20 protein-coding genes are annotated in these 26,017 nt (G+C 56.3%); 14 read left to right on the top strand and 6 right to left on the bottom strand.

The window, feature by feature from the left end; genetic code table 11:
- Positions 1 to 33: 33 nt before the first annotated feature.
- The 3 genes from JO226_RS08505 to tamA are packed head-to-tail and all read right to left on the bottom strand — an operon-like array spanning position 34 to position 5,887.
- Positions 34 to 378, bottom strand: a complete 345-nt coding sequence (locus JO226_RS08505; protein ID WP_013367900.1) for a gamma-glutamylcyclotransferase — start codon at positions 376 to 378, stop codon at positions 34 to 36.
- 2 nt (positions 379 to 380) lie between these two features.
- The gene (gene tamB, locus JO226_RS08510; protein WP_293547240.1) at positions 381 to 4,157 is read right to left on the bottom strand and encodes an autotransporter assembly complex protein TamB; all 3,777 of its coding nucleotides are present in this window, start codon (positions 4,155 to 4,157) and stop codon (positions 381 to 383) included.
- The gene (gene tamA / locus JO226_RS08515; RefSeq protein ID WP_293547242.1) at positions 4,154 to 5,887 is read right to left on the bottom strand and encodes an autotransporter assembly complex protein TamA; all 1,734 of its coding nucleotides are present in this window, start codon (positions 5,885 to 5,887) and stop codon (positions 4,154 to 4,156) included. Before tamA ends, tamB begins: the two co-directional genes overlap by 4 nt.
- A gap of 217 nt (positions 5,888 to 6,104) precedes the next feature.
- On the opposite strand from tamA, the gene msrA reads away from it, so the two are divergent.
- On the top strand, positions 6,105 to 6,746 hold the full coding sequence (msrA, locus tag JO226_RS08520; RefSeq protein ID WP_293547245.1) for a peptide-methionine (S)-S-oxide reductase MsrA: 642 nt from the start codon (positions 6,105 to 6,107) through the stop codon (positions 6,744 to 6,746).
- Here msrA and JO226_RS08525 read toward each other — a convergent pair whose 3' ends face one another.
- A complete protein-coding gene (locus JO226_RS08525) occupies positions 6,747 to 7,805 on the bottom strand; it encodes a LacI family DNA-binding transcriptional regulator (RefSeq protein ID WP_293547248.1) in 1,059 nt (352 codons plus the stop codon).
- Positions 7,806 to 7,997: 192 nt separating this feature from the next.
- Between JO226_RS08525 and JO226_RS08530 the strand changes: the two genes are divergently transcribed.
- The 10 genes from JO226_RS08530 to araC all read left to right on the top strand — a co-directional run bounded on the left by JO226_RS08530 (position 7,998) and on the right by araC (position 21,040).
- Positions 7,998 to 9,149 carry a Gfo/Idh/MocA family oxidoreductase gene (locus JO226_RS08530; protein ID WP_293547251.1) on the top strand — a complete coding sequence of 384 codons (1,152 nt, stop codon included), beginning with the start codon at positions 7,998 to 8,000 and terminating at the stop codon, positions 9,147 to 9,149.
- 15 nt (positions 9,150 to 9,164) lie between these two features.
- The gene (locus JO226_RS08535; protein WP_293547254.1) at positions 9,165 to 10,349 is read left to right on the top strand and encodes a Gfo/Idh/MocA family oxidoreductase; all 1,185 of its coding nucleotides are present in this window, start codon (positions 9,165 to 9,167) and stop codon (positions 10,347 to 10,349) included.
- On the top strand, positions 10,346 to 11,413 hold the full coding sequence (locus tag JO226_RS08540) for a Gfo/Idh/MocA family oxidoreductase (RefSeq protein WP_293547256.1): 1,068 nt from the start codon (positions 10,346 to 10,348) through the stop codon (positions 11,411 to 11,413). The genes JO226_RS08535 and JO226_RS08540 overlap by 4 nt, the downstream gene beginning before the upstream one ends.
- Positions 11,414 to 11,425: 12 nt before the next feature.
- Entirely contained in the window at positions 11,426 to 12,448 is a 1,023-nt protein-coding gene (locus JO226_RS08545) for a Gfo/Idh/MocA family oxidoreductase (RefSeq protein WP_293547259.1), read from the top strand.
- Positions 12,449 to 12,524: 76 nt separating this feature from the next.
- Positions 12,525 to 14,072 (top strand): MFS transporter, encoded by a 1,548-nt coding sequence (locus JO226_RS08550; protein ID WP_293547262.1) that lies wholly within the window; start codon positions 12,525 to 12,527, stop codon positions 14,070 to 14,072.
- A gap of 9 nt (positions 14,073 to 14,081) precedes the next feature.
- The gene (locus tag JO226_RS08555; protein WP_293547263.1) at positions 14,082 to 15,149 is read left to right on the top strand and encodes a 1,4-beta-xylanase; all 1,068 of its coding nucleotides are present in this window, start codon (positions 14,082 to 14,084) and stop codon (positions 15,147 to 15,149) included.
- A 211-nt stretch (positions 15,150 to 15,360) separates the two neighbouring features.
- Complete coding sequence (locus JO226_RS08560; RefSeq protein ID WP_293547265.1) at positions 15,361 to 16,701, top strand: hemolysin family protein; 1,341 nt, start codon at positions 15,361 to 15,363, stop codon at positions 16,699 to 16,701.
- A gap of 193 nt (positions 16,702 to 16,894) precedes the next feature.
- Entirely contained in the window at positions 16,895 to 18,118 is a 1,224-nt protein-coding gene (locus JO226_RS08565; protein ID WP_293547268.1) for an oligosaccharide MFS transporter, read from the top strand.
- A gap of 18 nt (positions 18,119 to 18,136) precedes the next feature.
- Entirely contained in the window at positions 18,137 to 20,146 is a 2,010-nt protein-coding gene (locus tag JO226_RS08570) for a beta-galactosidase (protein WP_293547271.1), read from the top strand.
- 21 nt (positions 20,147 to 20,167) lie between these two features.
- Positions 20,168 to 21,040, top strand: a complete 873-nt coding sequence (gene araC, locus JO226_RS08575) for an arabinose operon transcriptional regulator AraC (RefSeq protein WP_293547274.1) — start codon at positions 20,168 to 20,170, stop codon at positions 21,038 to 21,040.
- A gap of 64 nt (positions 21,041 to 21,104) precedes the next feature.
- Here araC and JO226_RS08580 read toward each other — a convergent pair whose 3' ends face one another.
- Positions 21,105 to 21,311, bottom strand: coding sequence for a DUF1107 domain-containing protein (locus JO226_RS08580; protein ID WP_003856054.1), 207 nt, complete (start codon positions 21,309 to 21,311; stop codon positions 21,105 to 21,107).
- A 320-nt stretch (positions 21,312 to 21,631) separates the two neighbouring features.
- Between JO226_RS08580 and JO226_RS08585 the strand changes: the two genes are divergently transcribed.
- Positions 21,632 to 22,192 carry a YtfJ family protein gene (locus JO226_RS08585; RefSeq protein ID WP_293547355.1) on the top strand — a complete coding sequence of 187 codons (561 nt, stop codon included), beginning with the start codon at positions 21,632 to 21,634 and terminating at the stop codon, positions 22,190 to 22,192.
- On the opposite strand, the gene cysQ is transcribed toward JO226_RS08585, so the two are convergent.
- Entirely contained in the window at positions 22,186 to 22,926 is a 741-nt protein-coding gene (gene cysQ, locus JO226_RS08590; RefSeq protein ID WP_293547358.1) for a 3'(2'),5'-bisphosphate nucleotidase CysQ, read from the bottom strand. The genes JO226_RS08585 and cysQ overlap by 7 nt on opposite strands.
- 192 nt (positions 22,927 to 23,118) lie before the next feature.
- Here cysQ and JO226_RS08595 point away from each other — a divergent pair, with 192 nt between their 5' ends.
- Together JO226_RS08595 and JO226_RS08600 are read left to right on the top strand one after the other, a co-directional pair.
- On the top strand, positions 23,119 to 25,062 hold the full coding sequence (locus JO226_RS08595; RefSeq protein ID WP_293547361.1) for a bifunctional 2',3'-cyclic-nucleotide 2'-phosphodiesterase/3'-nucleotidase: 1,944 nt from the start codon (positions 23,119 to 23,121) through the stop codon (positions 25,060 to 25,062).
- A gap of 115 nt (positions 25,063 to 25,177) precedes the next feature.
- Entirely contained in the window at positions 25,178 to 26,002 is an 825-nt protein-coding gene (locus JO226_RS08600) for an AraC family transcriptional regulator (protein WP_293547364.1), read from the top strand.
- The last annotated feature ends 15 nt before the right edge of the window (positions 26,003 to 26,017 follow it).

A 26,017-nucleotide genomic window follows, 5' to 3' on the forward strand; every position in this document is an offset into this window, starting at 1 on the left:
AAAACGACGCCACCCGAAGGTGGCGTCGTTTTATCAGTACTCGTCCCTGTCTAACCAGTTCCCGCTTTCAATCAGCGTTAACCCGTCGACCGGACGTTGGTACACATACATCCATGCACTTCCATACGGTGTCTGAATCAAATGGCGGGCATATTCCCCGCCTTTGGTACGTAGCGCATCAAGCTCGGCAAGCGTGGAGGCGTCGACGCGATAAACCTCACCCTGTACTGTGCCATTTCCCGGCACCGCGCCTGGATAGTGGCCCAGGCTATACAGTTGATAATCGTCAACGCTGTGCGCGCCCAGAAGCTGGGCGTTCGTCATCCAGTGGCTGTTGCCTTGCTTGCGTCGCAAACTGCCGTAAACAAATATTCGCATTGCTAAAACTCAAACTGATAGAGCAAATCGAGTGCCTGATCGATACCAGACACCGCTTCCAGATATAGCTTAGGCATCAGGCGGTAGCGTAGCGTGAGCGTTGCCAGAGAGTCAAAAATACCCACGCCATACTTCACCTGCAGACCCGGCAGTACATAACCGCTGACCACCACCTGCGAGGAGTTACCTACCCCCTGGGTGTCCAGCGCCAGATTGCTTACGCCAAACGTCTCGCCGATTTTACCCACAACCTGCCCACTTTGCGCAACCCCCAAACCAACAAGCATTGAGGTCATGGCGGCGCCATCGCTCTGCTGGCTGTCGAGCCCCTGCCCGCGAAGCAGGTAGGAAAGCGCTTCCTGCTGCGACATCGCCGGGTCAGAGAAGATTTCCGCCTTTGGCTGATCGGCCGTACCGGTGACGCGTACGCCAGCGATAACGTCGTTTTCCGTCGCCTCCGGGTTACGAATCGCTTCGATATTCAACAACGGCTGATCCGGCGGGCCGGAGAACAGCAGGACACCTTTACGCACAATCAGATCCTGGCCATAGGCGTGGAAACGCCCTTCCGGGATATTGATTTGTCCGTTCAGCCCCAGACCCTGTTTATCCTGCGCCACCTTCAGGTCGCCCGTCAGGCGCGCCTTCAGCCCAAAGGCTTCCAGACGCACGTCGTTGCCGACGTGAATCGTCAGGTTGCTGTTAATCGGTATCGGCGCGCTCTGCGTCTGAACCGGTTTGAGGTTTTTATCCAGCATCACGACATCGCTGGAGACGCCGACCGCGCTTTCCGGCACATCATGCACCACAATTCGCGCCCAGGGAACATCAACATTGCCATCCAGCGTGAACAGGCTCGGCGTTGCGGTAAAGACAACGTCCGGCGACACGTCCAGACGCACCATGGGCGGCACCGTTACCCGCACCCGGCTGCCTTTGGCCGCCACCCGCGCGCGCCAGTTGTCGAGTTGGCTCCAGTCGGCGTCGCCGCTGAGGTTAATCTGCCCCTGTTTGGTTCTCACTACGCCCTGCAAGGTCGATCGCGTCCCGTTAAAGGTCATGGCAATCTGGCTTGGCTGCATGTCGAACGGCATAAAGTTACCGTCCACATCGATGCCGTTGAGCTGCAATTGACCGAACATCTGCGGGCTCTGGACGTCGCCGCCGAGGCGCAGGTTCGCGTTCAGCGTACCGGCCGCCTTTTCGCCGCGGGAGAAAATAGGGTTAATCATCGCCAGCGAGAAGTTGCGGATATTCACGTTGCCGCCCAGACTGCGGCGCCCCTGCGGGTCGGTCACCTGCAGTTGGCCGTCGAGCTGACCGTTGTTATTCAGGCGGATAAGCCAGCCCAGTTCCGCACGGTTGTTATGCAGGTCGGCGCTGAGGTTGAGCGTGTCGAAAGCCAGCGGCAGCGGCGCATCGTTCACCGTCTGCGTCACCTTCACATTACGCCCGGAGAGCGTCACTTTACCCTGCGGCAGACCGGGTTTGGTGGTATCCCAGCTTACATCGGCATTACCGCTGAAGACCCCGCTGGCCTGGGTCGCTTTCGGCAGGAACGGCTTCACCATCGCGAGGTCGAAACGGTTGAGATTCACCACCGCACGACCTTCAGCGCCCGCGTCAACGGTCTGCGGGACGCACAGCTCTGCATTCGGGTTATTCCAGCAGTGCGGCCCAATGCTGATTTTCTTCTCCAGATGACGGTAGTCGAGAGCAATGGGACGGTTGAGCGACCACGGTCCGACCGGCGTCTGGAAGCGGGTGTTGCTGAGCGCCCCTTTCCAGCGCGCCTCCTTACGCGAGAAGCTGCCGGCAAGATCGAGCTGGCCGGACACCGGGTCGCCCTGAATACGCAATTGCAGCTGGTGCTGCGCCTCGCTGCCTTTGGCGTTAAGCGTCACAAGGCCGATATTGACGCCCGGCTGCGCGATGCGCTCGACGCGAACATCCAGGTTCCCGGCAATCTGATCGGTGGATTTGATATCGCCATTAACCCGTACCTGCGCGACCGACAGCGCCTGCCAGCGTAGCCCGCGCGCGGTAATATCCGCCAGCAGCTGTGGAGCGTCCGCCGTACCGCGAATCTTAATTAACCCCTTCGCCGTACCGCCCAGCCCCGGCAGGGCATTGTCGAGGTTTGGCGCGTCGATTGCAGCGTCGAGGTTAAGATCTTTAACGCCAAGCTCCCCTTTTACATCAGCGCTGTTACGCCCAAGCGCCAGGTGCAGCCCGGGGATCGTCCACTGCAGATAGCTGTTGCCCTTCAGCGAACCTTCTACGTTGACCTTGTTCCGCTTCACGTTACCGGTCAGTTTAATTTCCGGGACGTCGACCTGCCAGCTGCCGCCATAGAGGCTGCCGCGGGTTTTGATCAGGCCATTGAGCTTCGACGGCCAGTCCGGCACCTCTTTGGCGGTGCTGATGCCGTCCAGCGTCAGCTCGCCGCGCCAGCTGATAGCCTGCTGCCAGTCGAGCAGCGCCTTCAGTTCGGTTTTCCCTTCCAGCGCCGCGACGGTGAGTTTATCGAGGTTCAGTTGCCGCTCATTACCTTTCGCATTGAGGGTAATGGCCGCAGGCGGCACGCCCTGCCCCTTCACTGCGGTCGCAAACGACAGGGTGTAGTCGGTCATTTTGCCGCTCAGCTTGAGCGCCAGGTTGTCGGCCTGGAACTGCTTCTCGCCGGTCAACGGCCAGTACAGCTGCTTGCTGGTGATCTCAACGTTGAGCGGCAGCCCCGCCTGCGCGAGCTCGGTCTGCGCCTTCAGGGCGACATCCACCGGCCCGGACAGATTGATGCCGACATCCAGCTGCTTGCGCACCTCGCCGCCGACCTTCATGTTGATCTTCTCGCCCTTGAGCGGGTCGATATTCAGGGTACTGCTCAGCGTCAGGTTCACCGGCCAGCTGTCTTTCAGCGTCGCTGTACCGCTGGCGTTCACGCTGCCCTGGCTTGAGTCGAAATCCAGCGCGTCGAGCTTCAGGTCGCCGTCGATGCTGCTCACTTTCAACAGCATCTTGTACACCGTCAGGTCGGTATCGCCGGTCAGGCGCAATTGCTCGCCGCGAAACGCTTCGATATTCAGGTTCAGCGGCAGATGGACGTCGGCCATCTCCGGCAGCATCGGCTTCGAGAACAGATCTTTCATCGTCTCGCCGAGCGGTTTTTCCTGCGGCTGCGGATGCTCAATCTTCGGCTCAACGACCTGCTCCTGCGCCACTTTCGCCGCCTTCGGCAACGCAATCAGCAGGCCCTGCAGCGAGGTAGGCGTCAGCGTCAGGTTCTTCTCCTGCCAGCGCAGGCCGGTGGAGAAATCCATCACCGATACCGTGGTGTTATCAATCCTGACGTTGACATTATCAAGCGCCACCCGACTCAGGACGAGCGGATACGGTGTAGACAAATTCAGCGGCCCGCTGTCGGTCTCTGCAACCGGTGCCGATGGCGGCATCTTTTTGCTGTCGATGACGACGTTCACATCCTTAAGCGAGAGGTCATCAACGCAGAGGCTGCTTTTCCACAGGCACTGCGTTTTTACCGCCAGATGGAACTGTCCGGCATTGACCGCGACGCCCGGCTGCGTATAGCGCACATCCTTGAGGGTTAAATCTTTCCAACCGCCGCTCACCTGGCCGATGGACAGGCCCGGCACCCAGCGGTCGGCGGCCTTAAACAGCAGATGCAGGCCCGATGAGGTACCTATCAGAAAGGCTACGGCGCCCAGCAGCAGGACGATAAACGCCAGGACGCCGAGGCTTATCTTCTTCCATAAACTCATAATTCAGGCCCCAGACCGATGTAGAACTGCAAACCGTGTACCTCTTTATCGCCAACCGGCGCCGCGATATCGAATTTCACCGGCCCGATGGGCGACGCCCAGCGCACGCCAACGCCTGCGCCGGTTTTAAAATCATGATCGCGGAAATCATCCACCGCTTCGCCGCTGTCGACAAACACCGCGCCCCACCACTTGCCGGTCACGTTGTACTGGTATTCCAGCGATCCGGTCGCCAGCTTTGAGGCGCCGGTCAGTTTGCCGCTACTGTCTTTCGGCGAAATGGACTTATAGCTATAGCCGCGAATACTGCGGTCGCCCCCGGCGAAGAAACGCAGGTCTGGCGGCACTTTGTCGAAATCATTGGTTTCTATCCAGCCCAGGTTGCCGCGGATCACGAAACGGTGCTTGTCGTAGAGGGTACGAATCCAGGTGTTTTGCGCCTGGGCGACGATAAAGTCCACATCGGAACCCCAGGCAGTGCTGGAATAATCCACCGAGTAACGCTGGGAGTCGCCCCAGTTCGGCATCAGGCCGCCGCGTGAACGGGTGCGGCTGACCATCACGCCCGGATACAGCAGCATTGTGGTGTTGGTCACCTGCGCCTGGGTAAAGTGGTCGAGGCTCCAGCGTAGGTTAATGGCGCGCTGCCAACCGCTGGAGAGATCCCAGTAGCGGGAGACGCCGAGCGTGGTGGAGTCTGATTTGGTATCGTTCAGGTTAGTCCGCTTAAAGCCACCCTGCACCAGATAATATTGCTCCAGCGGGTTTTTCAGCAGCGGCATCTTATAGGTGAAATCAAACAGCTGCTCTGGCCCGGACAAGCTGATATCCGTGCTCAGGCTGTGGCCGTAGGAGTTCATCCACGGTTTTTTCCACGACGCCTTCACCCGCGGGCCAACGTCGGTGGAGTACCCCACCCCGGTTTCAATGGTGTTTTCAGTACGCGGCGACACCACGCCGTGCAGCGGCAGCACTTTGGAATCGCGCGCTTTATCGAATACCGGCGCCACCACCACCGAGTTAAACCAACCGGTCGCCGACAGGCGGCGGTTCAGCTCGGCCAGGTCTGCGGAGGTGTAGTAGTCGCCCTCTTTAAAAGGGACGAGGTTTTGCAGGTACTGATCCTGAATCTGCGAGCCTTCAAAGGTGACGTCGCCAAAGCGATAGCGCTGGCCGCTGTCGTAATCGATATCCCAGAACGCCTGATGCCGGTCAAGCGAGATGCCGAGCTGGCTCTTTTTGAACTCGCTGTCGAAATACCCTTTGCGCAGCGAGATGCCGGACAGCTCGCTTTTAAAATGGTCGTAATCGCCCTGATTTAGCACGGTGCCAATGGCCGGGCGCTGCTTCAGGAGGGTGAGATAGTCGCGGTCGTTGCGCGCGCCGCCGCGTAAAATCACGTCGGTACCGCCAATTTTTATCGGGATCCCCGGCGTCACGCGTACGACCAGCACCTGACGCCCCTTCTCCGGCGGCGGTTTGAGCTCGAAATCAATGGTCGGCTCATAATAGCCCAGCGCTTTTAGCCCTTCCCGAATGGCATCATCAACACGCGCGCGGAAACGGCGATCGGGGGTCACTTCGTCGCTTTGAATGGTCGACAGCTGAGCGCGGACGTTTTTTTCCAGCTCGCCCGAGAGCCCCTCGACCTGCAAACGGACGTTTGCCGCTCCGGCAACCCCGCTGACCAACAGTAAACTGGCCCAACATAACTGGCGAATTTGTGGCACGTTTTCTCCCAAATATCCTTGTTTCCACCCCACCGGAAACACAAATGCCGAACCTTGGCATAACATAAACTCAACAGCTGTGGTTGAAAAAGCGACTTCTGTCCAAATATTTCTTATATCTATATATAGCTTTATACGTATTCGTCATATTCATTGTGTTAAAAGACACGCGACATGACAACCTTAACCACACTTTCCGCCGACCGGAGGCCATATCGTGGGCTTATTTGATAAAAAACAGACGATTTCCTCGTCTGATGCGCTGCCAGGGCGCAACACGCCAATGCCCGTCGCTACGTTACATGCGGTGAACGGGCACTCCATGACTAACGTCCCGGACGGGATGGCGGTGGCGCTGTTCGCAATGGGCTGCTTCTGGGGCGTGGAACGCCTCTTCTGGCAGTTGCCCGGCGTGTACAGCACCGCCGCAGGCTATACCGGCGGCTATACGCCAAACCCCACCTACCGTGAAGTATGTACCGGAGAAACCGGTCATGCCGAAGCGGTTCGCGTGGTATATGATCCAAACGTGATCGACTACGAAGAATTGCTGCATGTGTTCTGGGAAAACCACGATCCTGCACAGGGTATGCGTCAGGGCAACGATCGCGGCACGCAGTACCGCTCGGCGATATACCCGCTGACGCCGGAACAAGAATCTGCGGCCAAAGACAGCCTGTCGCGTTTCCAGAGCGCGATGCGCGACAGCGGCGATGCGCGCACCATCACCACCGAAATTGCGCCCGCGAAACCGTTCTATTACGCCGAGGACGATCACCAGCAGTATCTGCACAAAAACCCGCATGGATACTGCGGAATTGGCGGCATTGGCGTGTGCCTGCCCCCGGAACAGGGCTGACTACGGGTTCAGCGCCACGCGAGCTGCGTGGCGCGTGGCATTGCTCACTGTTCCATATTCCATCCTCTTGCCCTGCAACAACAGATTATAAACCGGCGCCTGCGGTCGATTGAGCCGCGTTTGCAGCAGGTGAACGGCCTCAATGCCGAGCTCACGACAGGGAACGGTAATCCCCGTGACAGGCATCGCCAACCCGTTTTGTAGATTCCAGGCAAGATCGGTGGTGATGATAGAGATGTCCTCCGGGACGCGCAGTCCATGGCGCTGTAATGCCCTGAGCACACCTTCCGTCATGCTGGTGCTGTTGGGAAAAATCACCTCCGGCCACTGCGCGCTGTCGTGGTTTGACAGCCACTTATCCAGCGCGCGATCGGCCTCCTCTGCAGTAAACCACTCCGTCACCAGCAAATCGCGCTGCGGCTCAAAGGCAACGTGAAAATGGCGATATGCCTCTTTGATACCGTCCAGCCGGGTATAGAGCGTTTCCCGGCGCAGACAGGTTATGGTCAACACCCGCCGGTGTCCTTGCTCAAAGAGATATTGCATCGCGGTAAATCCAATCGCACGGTGATCCGGCGAAACGGAATCCAGCCCCCGTTCCCTGTCGACAGAATTAATTAATACGCAGGGTTTATTGAGCATACTGGCCAGTTTGAATATGGTGGAATCATCCGTGCCAATGATAATTATCGCGTTAATATTTTTATGGCTGGCTTTTTCGAGAAATAATTTTACATCCGCATGCTGCTCTTCTAATCCGCAATAACTGACCCACACATTGTGCGGCGCGCTGGCTTGCGCAATACCTTTGGTCACTTCCAGATAAAAAATATCGCCACGTCCCTGAAAGGTTCTTTCCGGGGCAAAGACAGCGATACCGTTAATTAAGAGTCGACCGCTCGCCATCGACTCAAGCACACCCAACTCCCGCGCGGTACGGACAATCGCGTCCCGTGCTTTATCGCTGGTATAGGATTTGCCGCTTAACACCCTGGAAACCGTGCTGACGGAATATCCCGTCAGGGAGGCAATCTCCTCCATTTTTAACCTGCCCGGCATAGTGTGACCTCGCTCTCAATCTGTTTTTGCAAATATTTGCAGAAACAGCATCTTGATTTTAAAACCAAATTTCAGAAACGTTCGGGTTTACTTAAGGAGCTTGCGAGTATTCTCACAAAAACACATTGTCGCTGCGACTCCCCTTTTCTATTTTCCGGTCATCACTCTTTTCGACTGAAATTAAGGTGTGACATGGAGAAGGTACGTGTTGGCATTATTGGTATAGGTAATATCGGTACAGTCCACGTGCGCTACTTACTGGCAGGGGCCGTTAGCGACGCCTGCCTGACAGCGGTTTGCGATAATGCGCCGGAGAAACATCCGGCCATTCGCCAGCTGGTGGGCGCCATCCCGCTGTTTGGCGACGCACAAGAGATGATCCAGAGCGGGCTTATCGACGCGGTCATTGTCGCCACGCCGCATTACGACCACCCGCGCCTGTCGATGCTGGCGATGCGCAATGGGATCCATACCCTGTGTGAAAAACCTGCGGGCGTATATACCGCACAGGTGCAGGAGATGAACGCCTGCGCCCATGAGTGCAACGTGGTGTTCGGCATCATGTATAACCAGCGCCCGAATCCGCTGTATCAGAAAGTGAAAGAGCTTATCGACAGCGGTGAGCTGGGCGAGATCCGCCGCTCTAACTGGATAATCACCAACTGGTATCGCTCGCAGAGTTACTACAACTCCGGCGGCTGGCGCGCCACCTGGAAAGGAGAAGGCGGCGGCGTACTGCTCAACCAGGATCCGCATCAGCTCGATCTCTGGCAGTGGCTGGTGGGTATGCCGGTACGCCTGCGCGCGTTTTGCCAGTTCGGTAAGCATCGCAATATCGAAGTCGAAGATGAGGTGACCGCTTATGCGGAATATCCCAACGGCGCAACCGGGGTATTCATCACCACCGTGGCGGAAACGCCGGGCACGAATCGCCTGGAGATCACCGGCGATCGCGGCAAAGTCGTCGTTGAAGAGGGAAAACTTCGCTACTGGCGGCTGCGCGAGTCCGAAACCGCGTTTAATGCCCGCTGGCAGAACGGTTTTGGCGAGCCCGAATGCTGGGAGGTCACGGTTCCGGTCGCCCCGGAATGCAGCGAACACCCTGTCATTACCGCCAACTTCTGCGCCGCCATTCTGCGCGGCGAGCCGTTGATTGCGCCCGGTCTGGAAGGCATCCGCGGACTCACGCTTTCCAACGCGATGCACCTGTCCACCTGGACAGACGACTGGGTCGAGCTGCCGCTTAACGAAAAACAGTATCTGCGTCTTCTTCAGCAGCGTATTAACACCTCGGTTGATAAAGGGGCGACCAGCATCACGCTGGATGCCTCTGGCAGCTGGTAACCCGGAGAAATCACGATGTTAAATGTCGCCATCGTAGGAACAGGAAATATCTCGCATAACCATATCCAGGGTTATTTGCAGTTGGGTCAGCGCTGCCGGATTGTCGCGCTGGTCGATATCTACCCGGAAAAAGCGCACGAGAAAAAAGCGCGCTACGGACTGACGGACGCCCGCGTGTATGAAAACCATCAGCAAATGCTGGCGGCTGAGCCGAACGTAGACATCGTCGATGTCTGCACACCACCCTATGTACATGCGGAAATCAGCATTGATGCGCTGCATGCCGGTTGCCATGTGCTGTGCGAAAAACCGATGGCCGCTTCGCTTGAGGAGTGCGACGCGATGATCGCCGCTCAGCAGGCGAGCGGCAAAACGCTCTCCATCATTGCGCAGAATCGCTTTACCGATGCCTTCTGGCGTTTAAAAGCGGCGCTGGACTCCGGGCTTGCGGGCAATATCTGCCATGCGCAGGTGGATTCGTTCTGGTGGCGCGGACACTGCTACTACGATCTGTGGTGGCGCGGCACCTGGGAGAAAGAGGGTGGCGGCTGCACGCTTAACCACGCAGTGCATCATATTGACGCCATCCAGTGGATGCTCGGCTTCCCGTCTGAAGTGGTGGCGATGATGACCAATGTGGCGCATGACAACGCCGAAGTAGAAGATCTGAGCGCCGCTGTCTTCAAATACCCCAGCGGCGCGCTCACGCAGCTTACCGCCTCGGTGGTGCACCACGGTGAAGATCAAAAAATCATTATCCAGGGCGATAAAGCGCGTATCTCCGCGCCGTGGCAAGCCTTTGCCAGCGTAAGCGCCGATAACGGTTTTCCGCAAGCCACGAATGACCAGCAACGAGAAGCGCAGCTCAACGCCCTTGTCCAGGAGACGCCGAAACTCGCGTGGACGCTGCACACCGGGCAGATTAACGATCTGTTACAGAGCATTGAACACGGCACAGATCCGTTGGTGGATGGACTGCAAGGCAAGCGCTCGCTGGAGCTGATTACCGCGATGTATAAATCGGCCATTACCCGCACCGTCGTTTCGCTACCGATTCATCGCGATGATCCGTTTTACCGAACCGGCGGGACGAACGCCCTTGCCCCCCGTTTTTATAAAAAATCCGCAAGCGTGGCCAATTTCAGCGAAGTGGGCGCTATCCCTCTGGGTAAAGATCTGGATCGAGGAATGTCATCATGAACAAAAATGATGGAATGAATTACGCGCCGGTCGGCAAGCCGCGCCCTGTCGTCCACGCGGGTGAATTTGTTTTTGCCGCCGCCGCGCTCGACCACGGTCATATCTACGGGATGTGTAACGGCCTGATTGAAGCAGGCGCCACCCTGAAGTGGGTTTACGATCCCGATCCGGTGAAAGTGGATACGTTTGTGCAGCAGTACCCGCAAGTAAAGGTAGCGGATTCGCTGGAGGCCATCCTCGCCGACAGCGAGGTGCGTCTGATCGCGGGAGCGGCCATTCCGTCTGAGCGTTGCGCGCTAGGGCTAAAATCGATGGCCGCAGGTAAGGACTACTTTACTGACAAAGCGCCGCTCACCACCCTTGAGCAACTGGCTGACGCCAAAGCGATGGTTGAAAAAACCGGGAAGAAATACGCGGTTTACTACAGCGAACGCCTGCATGTGGAGAGCGCGGTCTTTGCCGGGCAACTGGTACAACAAGGGGCGATTGGTCGCGTGGTGCACACCCTGGGGACGGGCCCGCACCGTGAAGGACTGGGGCGCCCGGACTGGTTTTACGATCGCCGGTACTTTGGCGGCATCCTGTGTGATATCGGCAGCCACCAGATTGAACAATTCCTGTTTTATACCGGCAACAGTAATGCCGCCGTGGTCGCCAGCCAGACGCGGAACGTCACTCACCCGCAGTACCCCGACTTTGAGGATTTCGGCGATGCGATGCTCAAAGGCGAAAACGGCGCCCGCGGTTACTTCCGCTGTGACTGGTTCACACCCGACGGGCTTTCCACCTGGGGCGATGGCCGCCTGACGCTGCTCGGCACCGACGGTTATATCGAAATCCGCAAGTATGTCGATTTAACCCGTGGAGAGCAGGATGTGGTCTACCTCGTGAATAAAGAGGGGGAATTCCGTTATCCGGTGGCCGGACAAGTCGGATTCCCGTTCTTTGGCGAATTGATCCTCGACTGCCTGCACCGCAGCGAAAACGCCATGACGCAGGCGCATGCCTTTAAGGCTGCGGAATTGTGTGTGAAAGCACAAATGCTGGCGAACGCGGCGGGATAACGGGAGGCGACGATGACCATCCTGAATACGGCGATTATCGGCGGCGGAGCGATTCACGGTTGCCATGTGAATGCCCTGCGCCAGATCCCAGACGTGACGCTGCGTGCGCTGGCAGACATCGACAGCGCCAAAGGACTGAAGCTGGCGATGGCTTATCAGTGCCGCTTTTATCAGGATTACCGGGAAATGCTGCTGGATGAGGCGATTGACGTGGTACACATCTGCACGCCCCACTTCGAGCACAAGAGCATGATCCTGGCAGCGCTTGCCGCCGGGAAGCATGTTTTCTGCGAAAAACCGGTCGGCATGAACGGCAGCGAACTCCTTGATATCACCCGTGCGGCTCAGTATGCGCCGGGTCTGCTGGGCGTTTGCTATCAGAACCGACTCAACCCGACCAGCCTGCGCATTCGCCAGGAACTGGTGGACGGCGGGCTGGGTAAGATGCTCAGCATCAGAGCGGTGCTCACCTGGTCGCGCTCGGGCGCTTACTACACCGAGAGCCCGTGGCGTGGCCAGCTGGCAACGGAGGGAGGAAGCCTGCTGATCAACCAGGCGATCCATACGCTTGACCTGATGCAATGGTTCGCAGGTCGTGTCACACGGTTGAAAGGCGTTGTCGATAGCGGCGAGCTAACCGACGTCACCGAAGGAGAAGACAGCGCCATGGCCACGCTGCATTTTGCCAATGGCGCTCGCGGCCTGTTTTATGCCAGCAACTGCAACACCACCGACTCCCCACTTTTGCTGGAGATCCACTGCGAACACGGCTCGCTGCTGATTAACGACAACACGCTCTGGCGCATCACGCCTGACGAACAGCGCAAACTGGCAAGTGACATGTCTCCCGACGGCACGACTAAACGTTACTGGGGGATCGGCCATCAGCAGGCGATCCGCCGTTTTTATCATGCTATTCATCACCCGGAAAATACGGATTACACCAATATCCATGAAGCCGGAAAATCACTCACGCTTGTGGAGGCCATATATCGGTCATCTCAAATACGACAATGGATAGATATCAATAATTAGAACGTAATTTGAATTCCAGAAGTTAATAAAAAACGGCCTGAAACAAGCTAATCATTACCCTACACTGGAAATTATTATGGTCAAACCAACTGAACGTAGAGTTGGTTATGGCGTGGCACTGGGCTACGGCATAACCGATCTGTTTGGCGGAGGCGCTTTCGCCATTATCGGCACCTGGCTTTTATTTTTTTACACCACCTACTGCGGATTATCTGTCGTAGAAGCGGGATCTATATTCGCTATTGCCCGCGTGATTGACGCGTTATTAAGCCCGATTATGGGTTATATCACCGATAATTTCGGGGATACCTGGCTTGGGCGAAAATTTGGTCGTCGTCGCTTCTTTTTATTACTCAGTTCCCCGTTAATGTTCCTGTATGCCCTTCTCTGGCTCACGGATATGGGATATTGGTATTATCTGGGGACGTACCTCTCTATCGAACTGCTGTCGGCGATGGTGCTGGTGCCGTGGGAAACCCTGGCGGCAGAAATGACGAACCGCTACGAAGAGCGCAGCCGTCTTTCTGGTGTGCGCATGATCTGCTCACAGTTAGGCGGTTTTCTTGCGGTTTCCGTCCCCGGCGTGATTATGCAATTCACTGGCAAAGATAATCCGTTTACCTATACCCTGACCGGGCTGATATTTTCCTGCATCTTCTGTATCGCGGTATTTATCACCTGGTTCACGACCTGGGAAGCGAAGGATGTCCACCGGGAATCCGACTTCAAGGTGGATAACCAGCGCAGTCGCGGGATTGGCAACCACCTCAAATATCTGGTGCTGGATCTCTTTTCAGCATTCCGCATTCGCGCATTCCGTCTGCATATCCTGATTTATATTTTCTCGTTTACCGCAATGGACGTTTTTGGCTCGGTATTTACCTATTATGTCGTTTATTGCCTGAGCCAGGGCGCAGCAGCCGTTTCGGGCTGGCTGAGCATTGCGGCATTTGCCGCGGTGCCGGGCACGTACGGGTTTATGCTGCTATTAAATCGCCTGAATATGACGCCATCCGCCGCCCTGCGCCTCTCCTACGGCTGCATCTTCTGCGTGCTGGTGTTCCTGTTTACGGTCTATCTCACGAAAACACAGGTGCCGACGCTGTTGTTCTCGGCAGTCTTTATCCTGTTGGGCGCCGCGCGCTCCGGCCTCTATTACATCCCGTGGAATATCTACAGCTTCATTCCTGATATCGACGAGATGGTGACGCAGCAGCGCCGCGAAGGGATTTTTGCGGGTGTGATGGTGCTGACCCGCAAAAGCACCGTCGCGATTGCGATCATGATTATCGGCCTGGTACTGCAGGAGTCTGGTTTTGTGAAAGGTAGCGGTGCGCAGCCTGAAAGCGCGCTCAACGCCATTATCGGTCTGATGATTTTCGCGACCACCGTCCTGTTGGCCGTGAGCTTCTTCGCGACGTACAAATTCAAACTGACCCGCGAGACACACAAACTGCTGCTCAGGGAGATTGCACGCCGTAAGCTGGGCGGCGATTACCGCGACTGCGACGACAACACCCGCGTGGTTATCAAGCAGTTGACGGGTTATGAGTATGACGAAGTGTGGGGCGGCGATGCCACGCGTCGTACGGTGGGTAACGTCAGCCTGTCGGATGCGAAATAAGGAGCGCAAATGTATCAGCAATGGCGTCCTGAACGCGCGCGCGCCTGGCACGCACGACAGGTTTGGGGCTGCGGTTTTAACTACCTGCCCCGCACGGCAGTAAACTGGCTGGAAATGTGGCAGGAAGAGACATTTGACCACACCACCATTCAGCAAGAGCTGAGATGGGCGCAGGCTTATGGCTACAATGTCTTACGCACGAACCTACCGTTTACGGTCTGGGAACACGACCGCGACGGCCTGATAAATCGTATTGAGCATTTTTTATCTATCGCCCACCGCTGCGGCCTGAAAGTGATGCTCACTCTGCTTGATGACTGTGCTTTTTCGGGCGATGAGCCGTTCATCGGGCAACAAAAACCCCCGATTCCGGGGGTGCACAATAGCCAGGGCGCAGGCAGCCCTGGCCGGGCAAAAGTGCTTGATCCGACATGCTGGCCGCAAATTGAAGCCTATGTAAAAGATATCATCGGCCACTTTCACAGCGACCCGCGCATTCAGATGTGGGATTTGTATAACGAGCCGGGTAACAGCGGCGTGTTTGTCGGTGAAGCGAAAGGGATGGCGTTTGATGCCCGGCTGGAATTTTACGCCCTGTCGCTGATGGCACAGGCGTTTGAATGGGCGCGGCAGGCATCGCCTTCGCAGCCGCTGACGGTCGCCGCCTGGCATATTCCTGACCGCAGCCAGTGCGAACACGCGTTTATCCATCCCATTGATATCGCAGCGCTGCATCTGTCAGATGTGATTAGCTATCACGCCTATGTCGACAGGCATGGACAACAGCTCATTGCATCATCGCTGGCGGCATTCGACCGCCCAGTGTTCTGCACCGAGTGGCTGGCACGACACGTGGGTTGTGTGATGGAAGAGCAGTTGCCGCTATTCCACGCGCAGAATATCTCCTGCTATCACTGGGGGTTGGCGCAGGGTAAAACCCAGACCTGGCTACCGTGGCCCGATATCCCTCAAACCGAGGAGAATACGGAGTTGTGGTTCCACGACGTGCTCACGCCGCAAGGAAAGCCTTATCGCAAGGAGGAAATGGCGTTGGTGCAAAAACTGAGCAAACGGTAATCGCCACAGGCAGGGTAAGCCTCTCTTTACCCTGCTTCGCTTCCCCGGCAAAACCGACTAAAAACTTGACCTCTGGCAGGTTTACACTCCTTTACGCTATACTACCCGCTGAAATAATCGGCTCAACGCTACGAGCTGATATTCAATGTGTTTTCACTCAAATGTGATCAACTTCCCTTCCGAGGATCTGGCCACAACAGCCAGATAAACTATGTTAAACAGTATTTTAGTAATACTCTGTCTCATCGGCGTCAGCGCATTTTTCTCAATATCGGAAATCTCGCTTGCCGCCTCACGTAAGATCAAACTGAAACTGCTTGCCGATGAAGGCAATGTGAACGCGCAGCGCGTGCTGAAAATGCAGGAAAACCCGGGCATGTTCTTCACCGTGGTGCAGATTGGCCTCAACGCGGTCGCCATTCTCGGCGGTATCGTCGGCGATGCGGCGTTTTCTCCGGCGTTCCACAGCATGTTCATCGACTATATGTCTGCCGAACTGGCGGAACAGATGAGCTTTATTTTCTCCTTTGCGCTGGTGACTGGCCTGTTCATTCTGATTGCCGACCTCACCCCGAAACGCATCGGTATGATTGCGCCAGAAGCCGTGGCTTTGCGTATCATCAACCCGATGCGCTTCTGCCTGTTCGTGTTCCGCCCGTTGGTCTGGTTCTTCAACGGTATGGCGAACCTGATTTTCCGCGCCTTCAAACTGCCGATGGTGCGCAAGGACGACATCACCTCCGACGATATCTACGCCGTGGTGGAAGCGGGCGCGCTGGCAGGCGTGCTGCGTAAGCAGGAGCACGAGCTGATTGAAAACGTGTTCGAACTGGAATCCCGCACCGTACCGTCGTCAATGACGCCGCGTGAAAATATCGTCTGGTTCGATCTGCACGAAGACGAACAGAGCCTGAAGAACAAAGTGGCGGAACATCCGCACTCTAAGTTCCTGGTGTGTAACGAAGATATCGACCACATCATCGGCTACGTCGACTCAAAAGATCTGCTCAACCGCGTGCTGGCTAACCAGAGCATGGCGCTGACCGGCGGCGTGCAGATCCGCAATACGCTTATCGTCCCGGATACCCTGACGCTCTCCGAAGCGCTGGAAAGCTTTAAAACCGCCGGGGAAGACTTCGCCGTTATCATGAACGAATATGCGCTGGTCGTCGGCATCATTACCCTTAACGACGTGATGACCACCCTGATGGGCGACCTGGTCGGCCAGGGGCTGGAGGAGCAGATCGTCGCGCGTGATGAAAACTCGTGGCTTATCGACGGCGGTACGCCAATCGACGACGTCATGCGCGTGCTGGATATCGACGAGTTCCCGCAGTCCGGCAACTACGAGACCATCGGCGGTTTTATGATGTTTATGCTGCGCAAGATCCCCAAACGTACCGATTCGGTGAAGTTTTCGGGCTACAAGTTCGAAGTGGTGGACATCGATAATTACCGCATCGACCAGCTGCTGGTGACGCGCATCGACAGCAAACCGACGCTGCTGACGCCAAAGCTGCCTGACGCAGAAGAGAATAAAGGCGCGGCGTAATCCCCTTCCCGGGCTACGCCAGTAGCCCGGCCCTTCCCCACTCCCCCGCAGAATGTGAAGCTGCTCACGCTCATTTAGCCATAGCAGATTATTACTGGTCAGTAGCGAAACGCTCATGACTTCCCGTAGCGCAAAACGATAACGTTGCTCGCATCTCTACATCCAGACTCCTGTGTGAGAATACGAGGGTATCATGAATAAAAATTACGCTATTAGCTGCCTGTTCTTCTTATTCTTCTTCATCGGCTGGGGCTGTTGTTATCCCTACCTCTCTCTGTGGCTGACCGAAACCATCGGCATTAGCTACACCGACGTCGGCCTGGTCTATTCGTTCACCGCCATCATCGCAGTGTGCGTGCAACCGCTGTTTGGCTTTATCTCCGATAAACTGGTCTACCGCAAACACCTGATGTGGATGTTGGCTATCATTATCACACTGTTTGCCCCTTACTGGATTTACATCTTCGCCCCACTGCTAAAATTCAACATCATCCTCGGCACGCTGGCGGGCGGGATTTATATCGGCATGGCCTACGGCGCAGGCTGCGGTATCTGCGAAGCCTATATAGATAAGGTCAGCCGCGCCTCCGGCTTCGAGTTTGGCCGCGCGCGGATGTTCGGTGGGATTGGCGCTGCTATAGGTACATTTGCCGCCGGTAAGCTCTACGGTATCGATCAGAACATGATTTTCTGGCTAGCGAGCGCCGCTGGCGTCTGTCTGCTGTTGATTGTCTGGAAAGCACGGGTCGATACGTCCGGCGCGTCGACGCAACAGCAGACAAAAGCGATACCAGTGACCTTTAGCGACGCAACTTCGCTGCTGAAACTGAAGAAGTTCTGGTTCTTCGCCATCTACATGATCGGCGTCGGCGCGGTCTATGAAACCTACGATCAGCAATTTGCCATCTACTACAGCCACTTCTTTGAGAGCAAAGCGCGTGGGGCGGAAGTCTTCGGCTACCTGACCACCGGACAGATCTTCCTCGATGCAGTGGTGATGTTCTTCGCACCATGGTTTGTCAACAAAATCGGCCCGAAAAACGCCCTGCTGTACTGCGGCATGATCATGAGCCTGCGCATCATCGGCTCAGCCTGGGCGGTTGGCCCGGTTTCCATCAGCCTAATTAAACTGCTGCACGGCTTTGAGAGTTCAGTGCTGTTGGTTGCCGCGCTTAAGTACATCACCGCTAACTTCAACCCGCTGCTTTCAGCCACCGTTTACCTGATTGGCTTCCAGTTTGCCAAGAGCTTCAGCTCAATTTTCCTCTCCACCGGGATTGGTCATATGTACCAGAGCATGGGCTTTACCAGCAGCTACATCGTGCTGGGCAGCATCGCCCTGTGCTTCACCCTGCTCTCCTTTATCACGCTGGATAAATCGCGATTTTTCGCCCTGCAACCCGCAACCGCCCACTAATTACACGAGGTAACCTGCATGTCTGATTTATATTACGGTGTCGCTTATTACGACGAATATATGCCGGAGGATCGCCTGGCGAAAGACATCGCGCTAATGTGCGAGACGGGCATCAACGTGGTGCGCATCGCGGAATCCACCTGGAGTACGCTGGAGCCGCAGGAAGGCGAATACAATTTCTATCACATCGACCGCGTGCTGAACGCCATGCACGCGGCGGGTATTGCGGTGATTATCGGTACGCCGACCTACGCAGTACCCGCGTGGCTGGCCGCCAGGCACCCGGACATCCTGGTGACCACCGCCGAAGGTCAGCAAAAGTACGGCCCGCGGCAGATTATGGACATCGTGAACCCCACCTTCCGCCGCTACGCGGAGAAGATTATCCGCACGCTAATGGCCCATGTGCAGCATCATCCGGCAATTATCGGCTGGCAGTTAGATAACGAAACCAAACATTACGACAACGTCGGGCGCCATATGCAGGCAGGCTTCGTGCGTAGCCTGCGGGAAAAATACACCAGTCTCAGCCAGTTAAATCGTGATTTCGGCCTCGACTACTGGAGCAACCGCATCGACAGCTGGGATGACTTCCCGTCTGTGGAGAACACTATCAACGCCAGCCTCGCCTGCGCCTTCTCGCGCTATCAGCGCCAGCAAGTGACAGAGTATCTGGCGTGGCAGGCGGAAATCGTGCGCGAATATGCCCAGCCACATCAATTCGTCACCCACAACTTTGACTTCGAGTGGCGCGGCTATTCGTTTGGCATGCAGCCGCGCGTGGACCACTTCGCTGCTGCAAAATCGCTGGATATTGCCGGGGTCGATATCTATCACCCCAGCCAGAAGCATTTAACCGGGCGGGAAATCGCCTTCGGCGGTGCCATTACCCGCGCGCTGAAGAGCGGCAGTAATTACTTCGTACTGGAAACCCAAGCGCAAGGTTTTGCCCAGTGGACACCGTTCCCCGGCCAACTGAGGCTACAGGCCTTTAGCCACGTAGCCTCCGGTGCGGCAATGGTCTCCTACTGGCACTGGCATTCTATTCACAACGCGTTTGAAACCTACTGGAAGGGGCTGCTGAGCCACGACTTTTCCCGCAACGCCACCTGGCAGGAGGCAACGACCATTGGCGCCGACTTCGCTCGCCTTTCACCTAAACTTGCCGGGCTACGTGCAGAGAACGACGTCGCGCTGCTGATCGACAATCAGGCAATGGACGCGCTGAACCAGTTCCGTCCCGGCGATGCTCAGGGCAACGTCTATAACGATATCCTCCGCCGCTTCCACGACGCACTGTATGACCATAATATCTCGCTGGATATCATCAACGACGTCACCGAAGAGACCTCGTGCTATAAAACCCTAATTGTTCCCGGCCTCTACGCTGCCGACGATGGTCTGCTCACGCGGATTAACCGCTACGTTGAGCAAGGTGGGCGCGCGCTGATTGGCTTTAAATCAGGCTTCAGCGACGAGAACGTGAAAGTGCGCAGTAGCGCACAGCCGGGTATTCTGCACGAGGCCTGCGGCGTGAGCTACAGTCAATTCACGCTCCCGGAGGACATCACCGTTGCCGCCTGTACACCCGCCATTGATTGCCGCGAACACAACGCTGCCGAACTGTGGATGGAGTTGCTGACGCCCGCGTCCGGTACCCGCACGCTGCTACGCTACCAGCATCCGGCCTGGAGAGGGTATGCGGCGGCCACCGAAGCGGACTATGGCAAGGGCCGGGCGCTGTACGTCGGCTTCCTACCGCACAAAGCGCTGATTAACCAGCTATTTGATGCGCTCACCGACGGGTTGGATTTACGCTCGCGTACCTCCGCCTACCGTTATCCGCTGGTCACCAGAACTCTGCGCAACCGCGACGGTAAGCGCATCCACTTCCTGTTTAACTACAGCGGCGATAGCCACGAGATTCTCACGGAAACAGCGGGGACTGAACTTCTGAGCGGTAAACCGGTGGCCCGGAGCGAGCCATTGCGTCTCAATGGCTGGGACTTTAGTATCATTGAAAGTTAACAGCCCCAGGGCGGAGGAGTTATGGAGTTAGATATCAATGCGCTTTTGCACTTCTCACCATTGATAAAAACCTTCACCTTCAACGCCTGGGTCGTCGCCGGTTTTACGCCGATTACCCGCGGCTCAAAACTCGACTACTACATCAACCGCCCGCAGGGGATGAAGGGTTATATCATCAACCTGACCCTACGCGGTCAGGCGCGGGCCAAAGCGGGCGAAGGGTCACTGCTGTTCGGCGAAAGCGAGCTGCTGTTGTTCCCGCCTGGCGTGCCGCATCACTACGGACGCGACGAGCACAGCGATCACTGGGATCATGTGTGGATCTACTTTATTCCACGACCCTACTGGGTCGACTGGTTGAAGTGGGATCACACCACCTACGGTATCGGCAAAACTACGGTCAATCACCCTCAACAACAGCAGGTGCTACGCGATCTGTTTTACGAGGTCATTCGCCACCACAACGACACCGCTCCGCTTAGTGAAGCACTGGCAATGAACGCACTGGAGCGACTGATCTTAAACTGCTTCCAGCTACAACCGATCAGTAATCATCATGCCCATGACCCGCGCATCAACGCCATCTGCGACTACCTGAATGAACATATCGCCCAGGAACTGAAGATAGAGACACTGGCGGCAATGGTTTTTCTGTCACCCTCACGGCTAGCACATTTGTTTAAGAACGAACTGGGGCAAACTATCTACGCCTGGCGCGAGATGCAGCGGATTAATCGAGCAAAATGGCTAATGCAGACTACGACGCTGCCACTGAACAAAGTGGCTCTATCGATAGGATATGGCGATCCGGTCTATTTCACCCGCGTTTTTCGCAAACACAACGGCATTCCACCAGGGGAATATCGCAAACGTTATGCGGCAATGAAGGAGTGAAAACGTCAACGGCTCCCAGTGGGAGCCGTTCTTGTTTTACAGTTACTGCATAGCACGTTGTTGGTTACGCCATCTCAGTCTGCAGACGCATAACCTGACGGTTGACCTCGGACATCACAGACAGATGCTGCTTATCCTTCACCTTCGGGATAAGGATTTTCCCCTTATCAAACTCAAAAGCGCCCACGTCCTTGATGTATAACCGTCCACGGAACAGGATCTTCACGTACTTCGCCACCTGAAGCGGGTTGTAGCGTTGGAAAATTTTCATTGTGTCTCCTGCTTAACATCTTACGCCCTTGCGGTACCACATTCGGTCCAACGTTCCGGGGCGCAAAAATTAACGCATTAAAACTATAGTCCAGAACTCCTGAGTTACCCAGTATGCATAAGTTTATTTACCTTTTGATTACAGTAATTCAGAATTTTCGTTTCAGACATACGTTAAAGGCAGTATAAGCCTTCATTTTTCCGTGGATATGTGCGTTCGCCCGCAAAGTGGCATCACGATTGCGGGTAAAGGGGATAATTCGCATTTATGATTAAAATGGACCAAGTGGTCGGATCACCTGCATAAAATAAGGAAACACCATGACCCTACGTAAGCTGATGGCGATCTCATGCCTGTTAATGCCGTTGATGGCCTCCGCTCATAATCTGGAAACTGGCCAGCGCGTGCCGCCCGTCGGTATTGCCGATCGCGGCGAGCTCAATCTGGATAACGACAAGTTTAGCTACAAAAGCTGGAACAGCGCGCAGTTGCCTGGCAAAGTGCGAGTTGTGCAACATATTGCCGGTCGTAGCTCGGCAAAAGAGAAAAACGCCAACCTGATTGAGGCGATCAAAGCGGCCAAATTCCCGCATGACCGCTACCAGACCACCACGATAGTCAACACCGACGACGCCATTCCCGGCACCGGCATGTTTGTACGCAACAGCATCGAGAGCAATAAAAAGCTCTTCCCCTGGTCGCAGTTTGTTGTCGACAGCAACGGCCTGGCGCGTAAAGCCTGGCAGCTTGATGAAGGAAGCTCAGCGATTGTGGTGCTGGATAAAGACGGAAAAGTCGAGTGGGTCAAAGACGGCGCCCTGACCCAGGCCGAGGTGCAGCAGGTGATCGCCCTGCTGCACAAGCTGCTCGCGACTCAGTAAATCGACACCCGAAAACCGGGGTTCAGGAAGGATTCACGCGGCGTATAGTCAAGGGTTTTTCCCTGCCAGTCGTGAACATGCGCCCCGGCCGCTACCGCTACGGCATGCCCGGCGGCGGTATCCCAGACGTTGGTCGGCCCAAAGCGCGGGTACAGCTGGGCCTGCCCTTCCGCCACCAGGCAGAATTTCAGCGATGAACCGATCGACGTCGTCTGGTGGTCTCCCAACTGCTGAAGATACTCTTTGAGTTCGTTATCCGCGTGGGAGCGGCTTATCACCACCAGCGGCGGGCGGGCGTCGCGCACCCGAATCTGCTTACGAATACCGCACTCTTCTTTCCACGCCTTGCCCTCATGGGCACTGTACATCATCTTCATCACTGGCGCATACACAACGCCAAGCACCGGTTTTCCCTTATCAATCAGGGCGATATTGACGGTAAACTCACCGTTGCGCTTGATAAACTCTTTTGTCCCGTCCAGGGGGTCCACCAGCCAGTACTGCTGCCAGTGCTGGCGCACCTCCCAGGCGGGCGGATCCTCTTCGGAAAGCACCGGAATATCCGGCGTCAGCGCCATTAACCCGGCCACAATCACCTTATGCGCGGCGATATCCGCGGCGGTTACCGGAGAATCGTCAGCCTTGCTGGCGACATCGATTGGCGTTGCTCCATCGTAGACCTGCATAATGGCATCACCCGCGCTCCGTGCAAGCTGACATACATGTTCTAGCATTCTCCACCTCGCTATTGATGGCAGTGGCGTTAACTCGTTGTTTTATTTATATCCTATCGCGGCCAGTTCCGCTATCTGTGAAGCATTAGCGATTTCCCGCCATCAATTTCTGGCATGCTTCACACTTCTGTAAGCAACAGGATGTATACACATTTTTCTTTTGTGCACCCGATCGATAAAAGGACGCCTCCGATGATTAAGTTTAGCGCAACGCTCCTGGCCACGCTGATCGCCGCCAGCGTACAGGCCGCGACGGTAGATCTCCGCATCATGGAAACCACCGACCTGCATAGCAACATGATGGATTTTGACTATTACAAAGATAGCGCCACGGAAAAATTCGGTCTGGTACGTACCGCCAGCCTGATCAACGCCGCCCGCCAGGAAGTGAAAAACAGCGTGCTGGTGGATAACGGCGACCTGATTCAGGGCAGTCCGCTCGGCGATTACATGGCGCACAAGGGGCTGAAAAAGGGTGAAGTACATCCGGTCTATCAGGCCATGAACACCCTCGACTACGCCGTGGGCAACCTCGGCAACCACGAGTTCAACTATGGCCTCGACTACCTGCACAAGGCGTTGTCCGGCGCAAAATTCCCGTACGTGAACGCCAACATCATTGAGGCTAAAACCGGTAAGCCGATGTTCACACCTTACCTGATTAAAGAAACCCAGGTTGTCGACAGGCAAGGCAAATCGCAAACCCTGAAGATAGGCTATATCGGCGTGGTGCCGCCGCAGATAATGACCTGGGATAAAGCGAATCTGAGCGGCAAAGTCACGGTAAACGATATCACCGAAACCGTCCGTCAGTATGTCCCGGAAATGCGTGAAAAAGGCGCTGACCTGGTGGTGGTGGTCGCCCACTCCGGGCTCTCCGCCGATCCTTACCAGTCGATGGCGGAAAACTCGGTCTACTACCTGAGCCAGGTGCCGGGCGTGGATACCATCCTGTTTGGCCATGCGCACGCGGTCTTTCCAGGCAAAGACTTCGCCAGCATCAAGGGCGCGGATATCGAAAAAGGCACCCTCAACGGCGTCCCCTCGGTGATGCCGGGCATGTGGGGCGATCATCTTGGCGTAGTCGACCTGGTGCTGAACGACGACAGCGGTAAATGGCAGGTGTCGCAGTCGAAAGCGCAGGCCCGTCCGATCTACGATACCGTAGCGAAGAAATCGCTGGCGGCGGAAGATGAACAGTTGGTGAAGATCCTTAAAACCAGCCACGACGCCACCCGAGCCTTCGTCAGCAAACCTATCGGCAAGTCGTCGGACAATATGTACAGCTACCTGGCGCTGGTGCAGGACGACCCGACGGTCCAGGTGGTTAACATGGCGCAGAAAGCCTATGTGGAGCATTTTATTCAGGGCGACCCGGACCTTGCCAATCTGCCGGTGCTCTCCGCAGCGGCGCCGTTTAAGGTCGGCGGACGTAAGAACGACCCGGCAAGCTATGTAGAAGTGGAAAAGGGCCAGCTCACCTTCCGCAACGCCGCCGATCTCTACTTGTACCCGAATACCCTGGTGGTGGTGAAGGCCAGCGGCAAAGAGGTGAAGGAGTGGCTCGAATGCTCGGCCGGGCAGTTTAACCAGATTAACCCCAACAGCAGCAAACCGCAGTCGCTGATCAACTGGGACGGTTTTCGGACCTATAACTTCGACGTTATCGATGGGGTCAATTACCAGATAGACGTCAGCCAACCCGCCCGTTACGACGGCGAATGCCAGAAGGTGAACCCGAAGGCGGAGCGTATTAAGCAACTGACCTTTAACGGCAAACCTGTCGATCCTGACGCTACGTTCCTTGTTGCGACCAACAACTACCGCGCCTACGGCGGCAAGTTTGCTGGTACCGGCGACAGCCATATCGCCTTTGCCTCACCGGATGAGAACCGTGCGGTGCTGGCGGCGTGGATTGCCGAACAGTCCAAGAAAACTGGCGCTATCCATCCGGCGGCGGACAATAACTGGCGCCTGGCGCCCATCCACAGCGCACAGCCGCTGGACGTGCGCTTTGAAACCTCGCCGTCGGCAAAGGCCGCCGCGTTTATTAAAGACAACGCGCAGTATCCGATGAAAAACGTCGGTCAGGACGACATTGGGTTCGCGGTCTATCAGGTGGACTTAAGCCAGTAAACGGCAGGCGGGGGGCTATAGCCGACAGCGTTCGCGCCATTCTGTAACGGTTATTTTTGTGGCGAACCCGCGGGTCATCTTCGATAATGTGAAGACGATCCGCGGGAGGTGGCCGGTGCAGGGCGTTCCAGAGCAGTTTACTGACGAAAGAGATTGTGCAAGCTTCCGCCATCTGGAGCAGTTGCCGGGCGTGGAGCTTTATCACGCCCATATTTCCCGTTACGCCTTCGAACCGCACACCCACGAGGCGTTTGGCATCGGCGCGATTGAGCTTGGCGCCGAGCGCTTTCGCTACCGCGGCGCGCAGCATGTCGCCCCGGCCTGCTCGGTCATCACCATGAACCCCGATGAACTGCATACCGGCGAGGCGGAGACCGCCGACGGCTGGCGCTACCGCATGGTTTATCTTGACCCGGACCTGCTCGAAGAGGTAACCGGCACTCGCCACTGGTGGTTCAGCGATGTTGTACGCCTGGACGTGGCGCGCAGCGGGCAGCTTTGCCAGCTTGTCTATGGGCTATGGAACACCGACGACCCGCTGGCGCAGAAAGGGCTGTTGCTGGATCTTATCGATACCTTTCGTCCGTTCGCCCATCATACCCCGAAACGCCCGGAGGCCGCGCACCGCTTTGAACGCGTGCGGGACTATCTGCATGACAACTATATGCATGCGCTAACCCTCGACGAGCTGGCAAACGTGGCATCCCTCAGTCCCTGGCATTTTCAGCGCCAGTTTAAGGCGCAGTACCACGTCACGCCGCACCAGATGCTGATGGCGATTCGCCTGTGGCGCGCCAAAGCGTTCCTCACTCACGGTATGCCTGCCGCCGACGTCGCGGCGGCCACTGGTCTTGTCGATCAATCCCACCTGACCCGTGCTTTCACCCGCCGCTACGGCATCACCCCGGTACGCTATCAAAAGCAGGTTGTCCGGCGCTAATGCGCAATCTCATAC

The organism is Pluralibacter sp., assembly GCF_019237635.1.
Lineage (GTDB): Bacteria > Pseudomonadota > Gammaproteobacteria > Enterobacterales > Enterobacteriaceae > Enterobacter_B.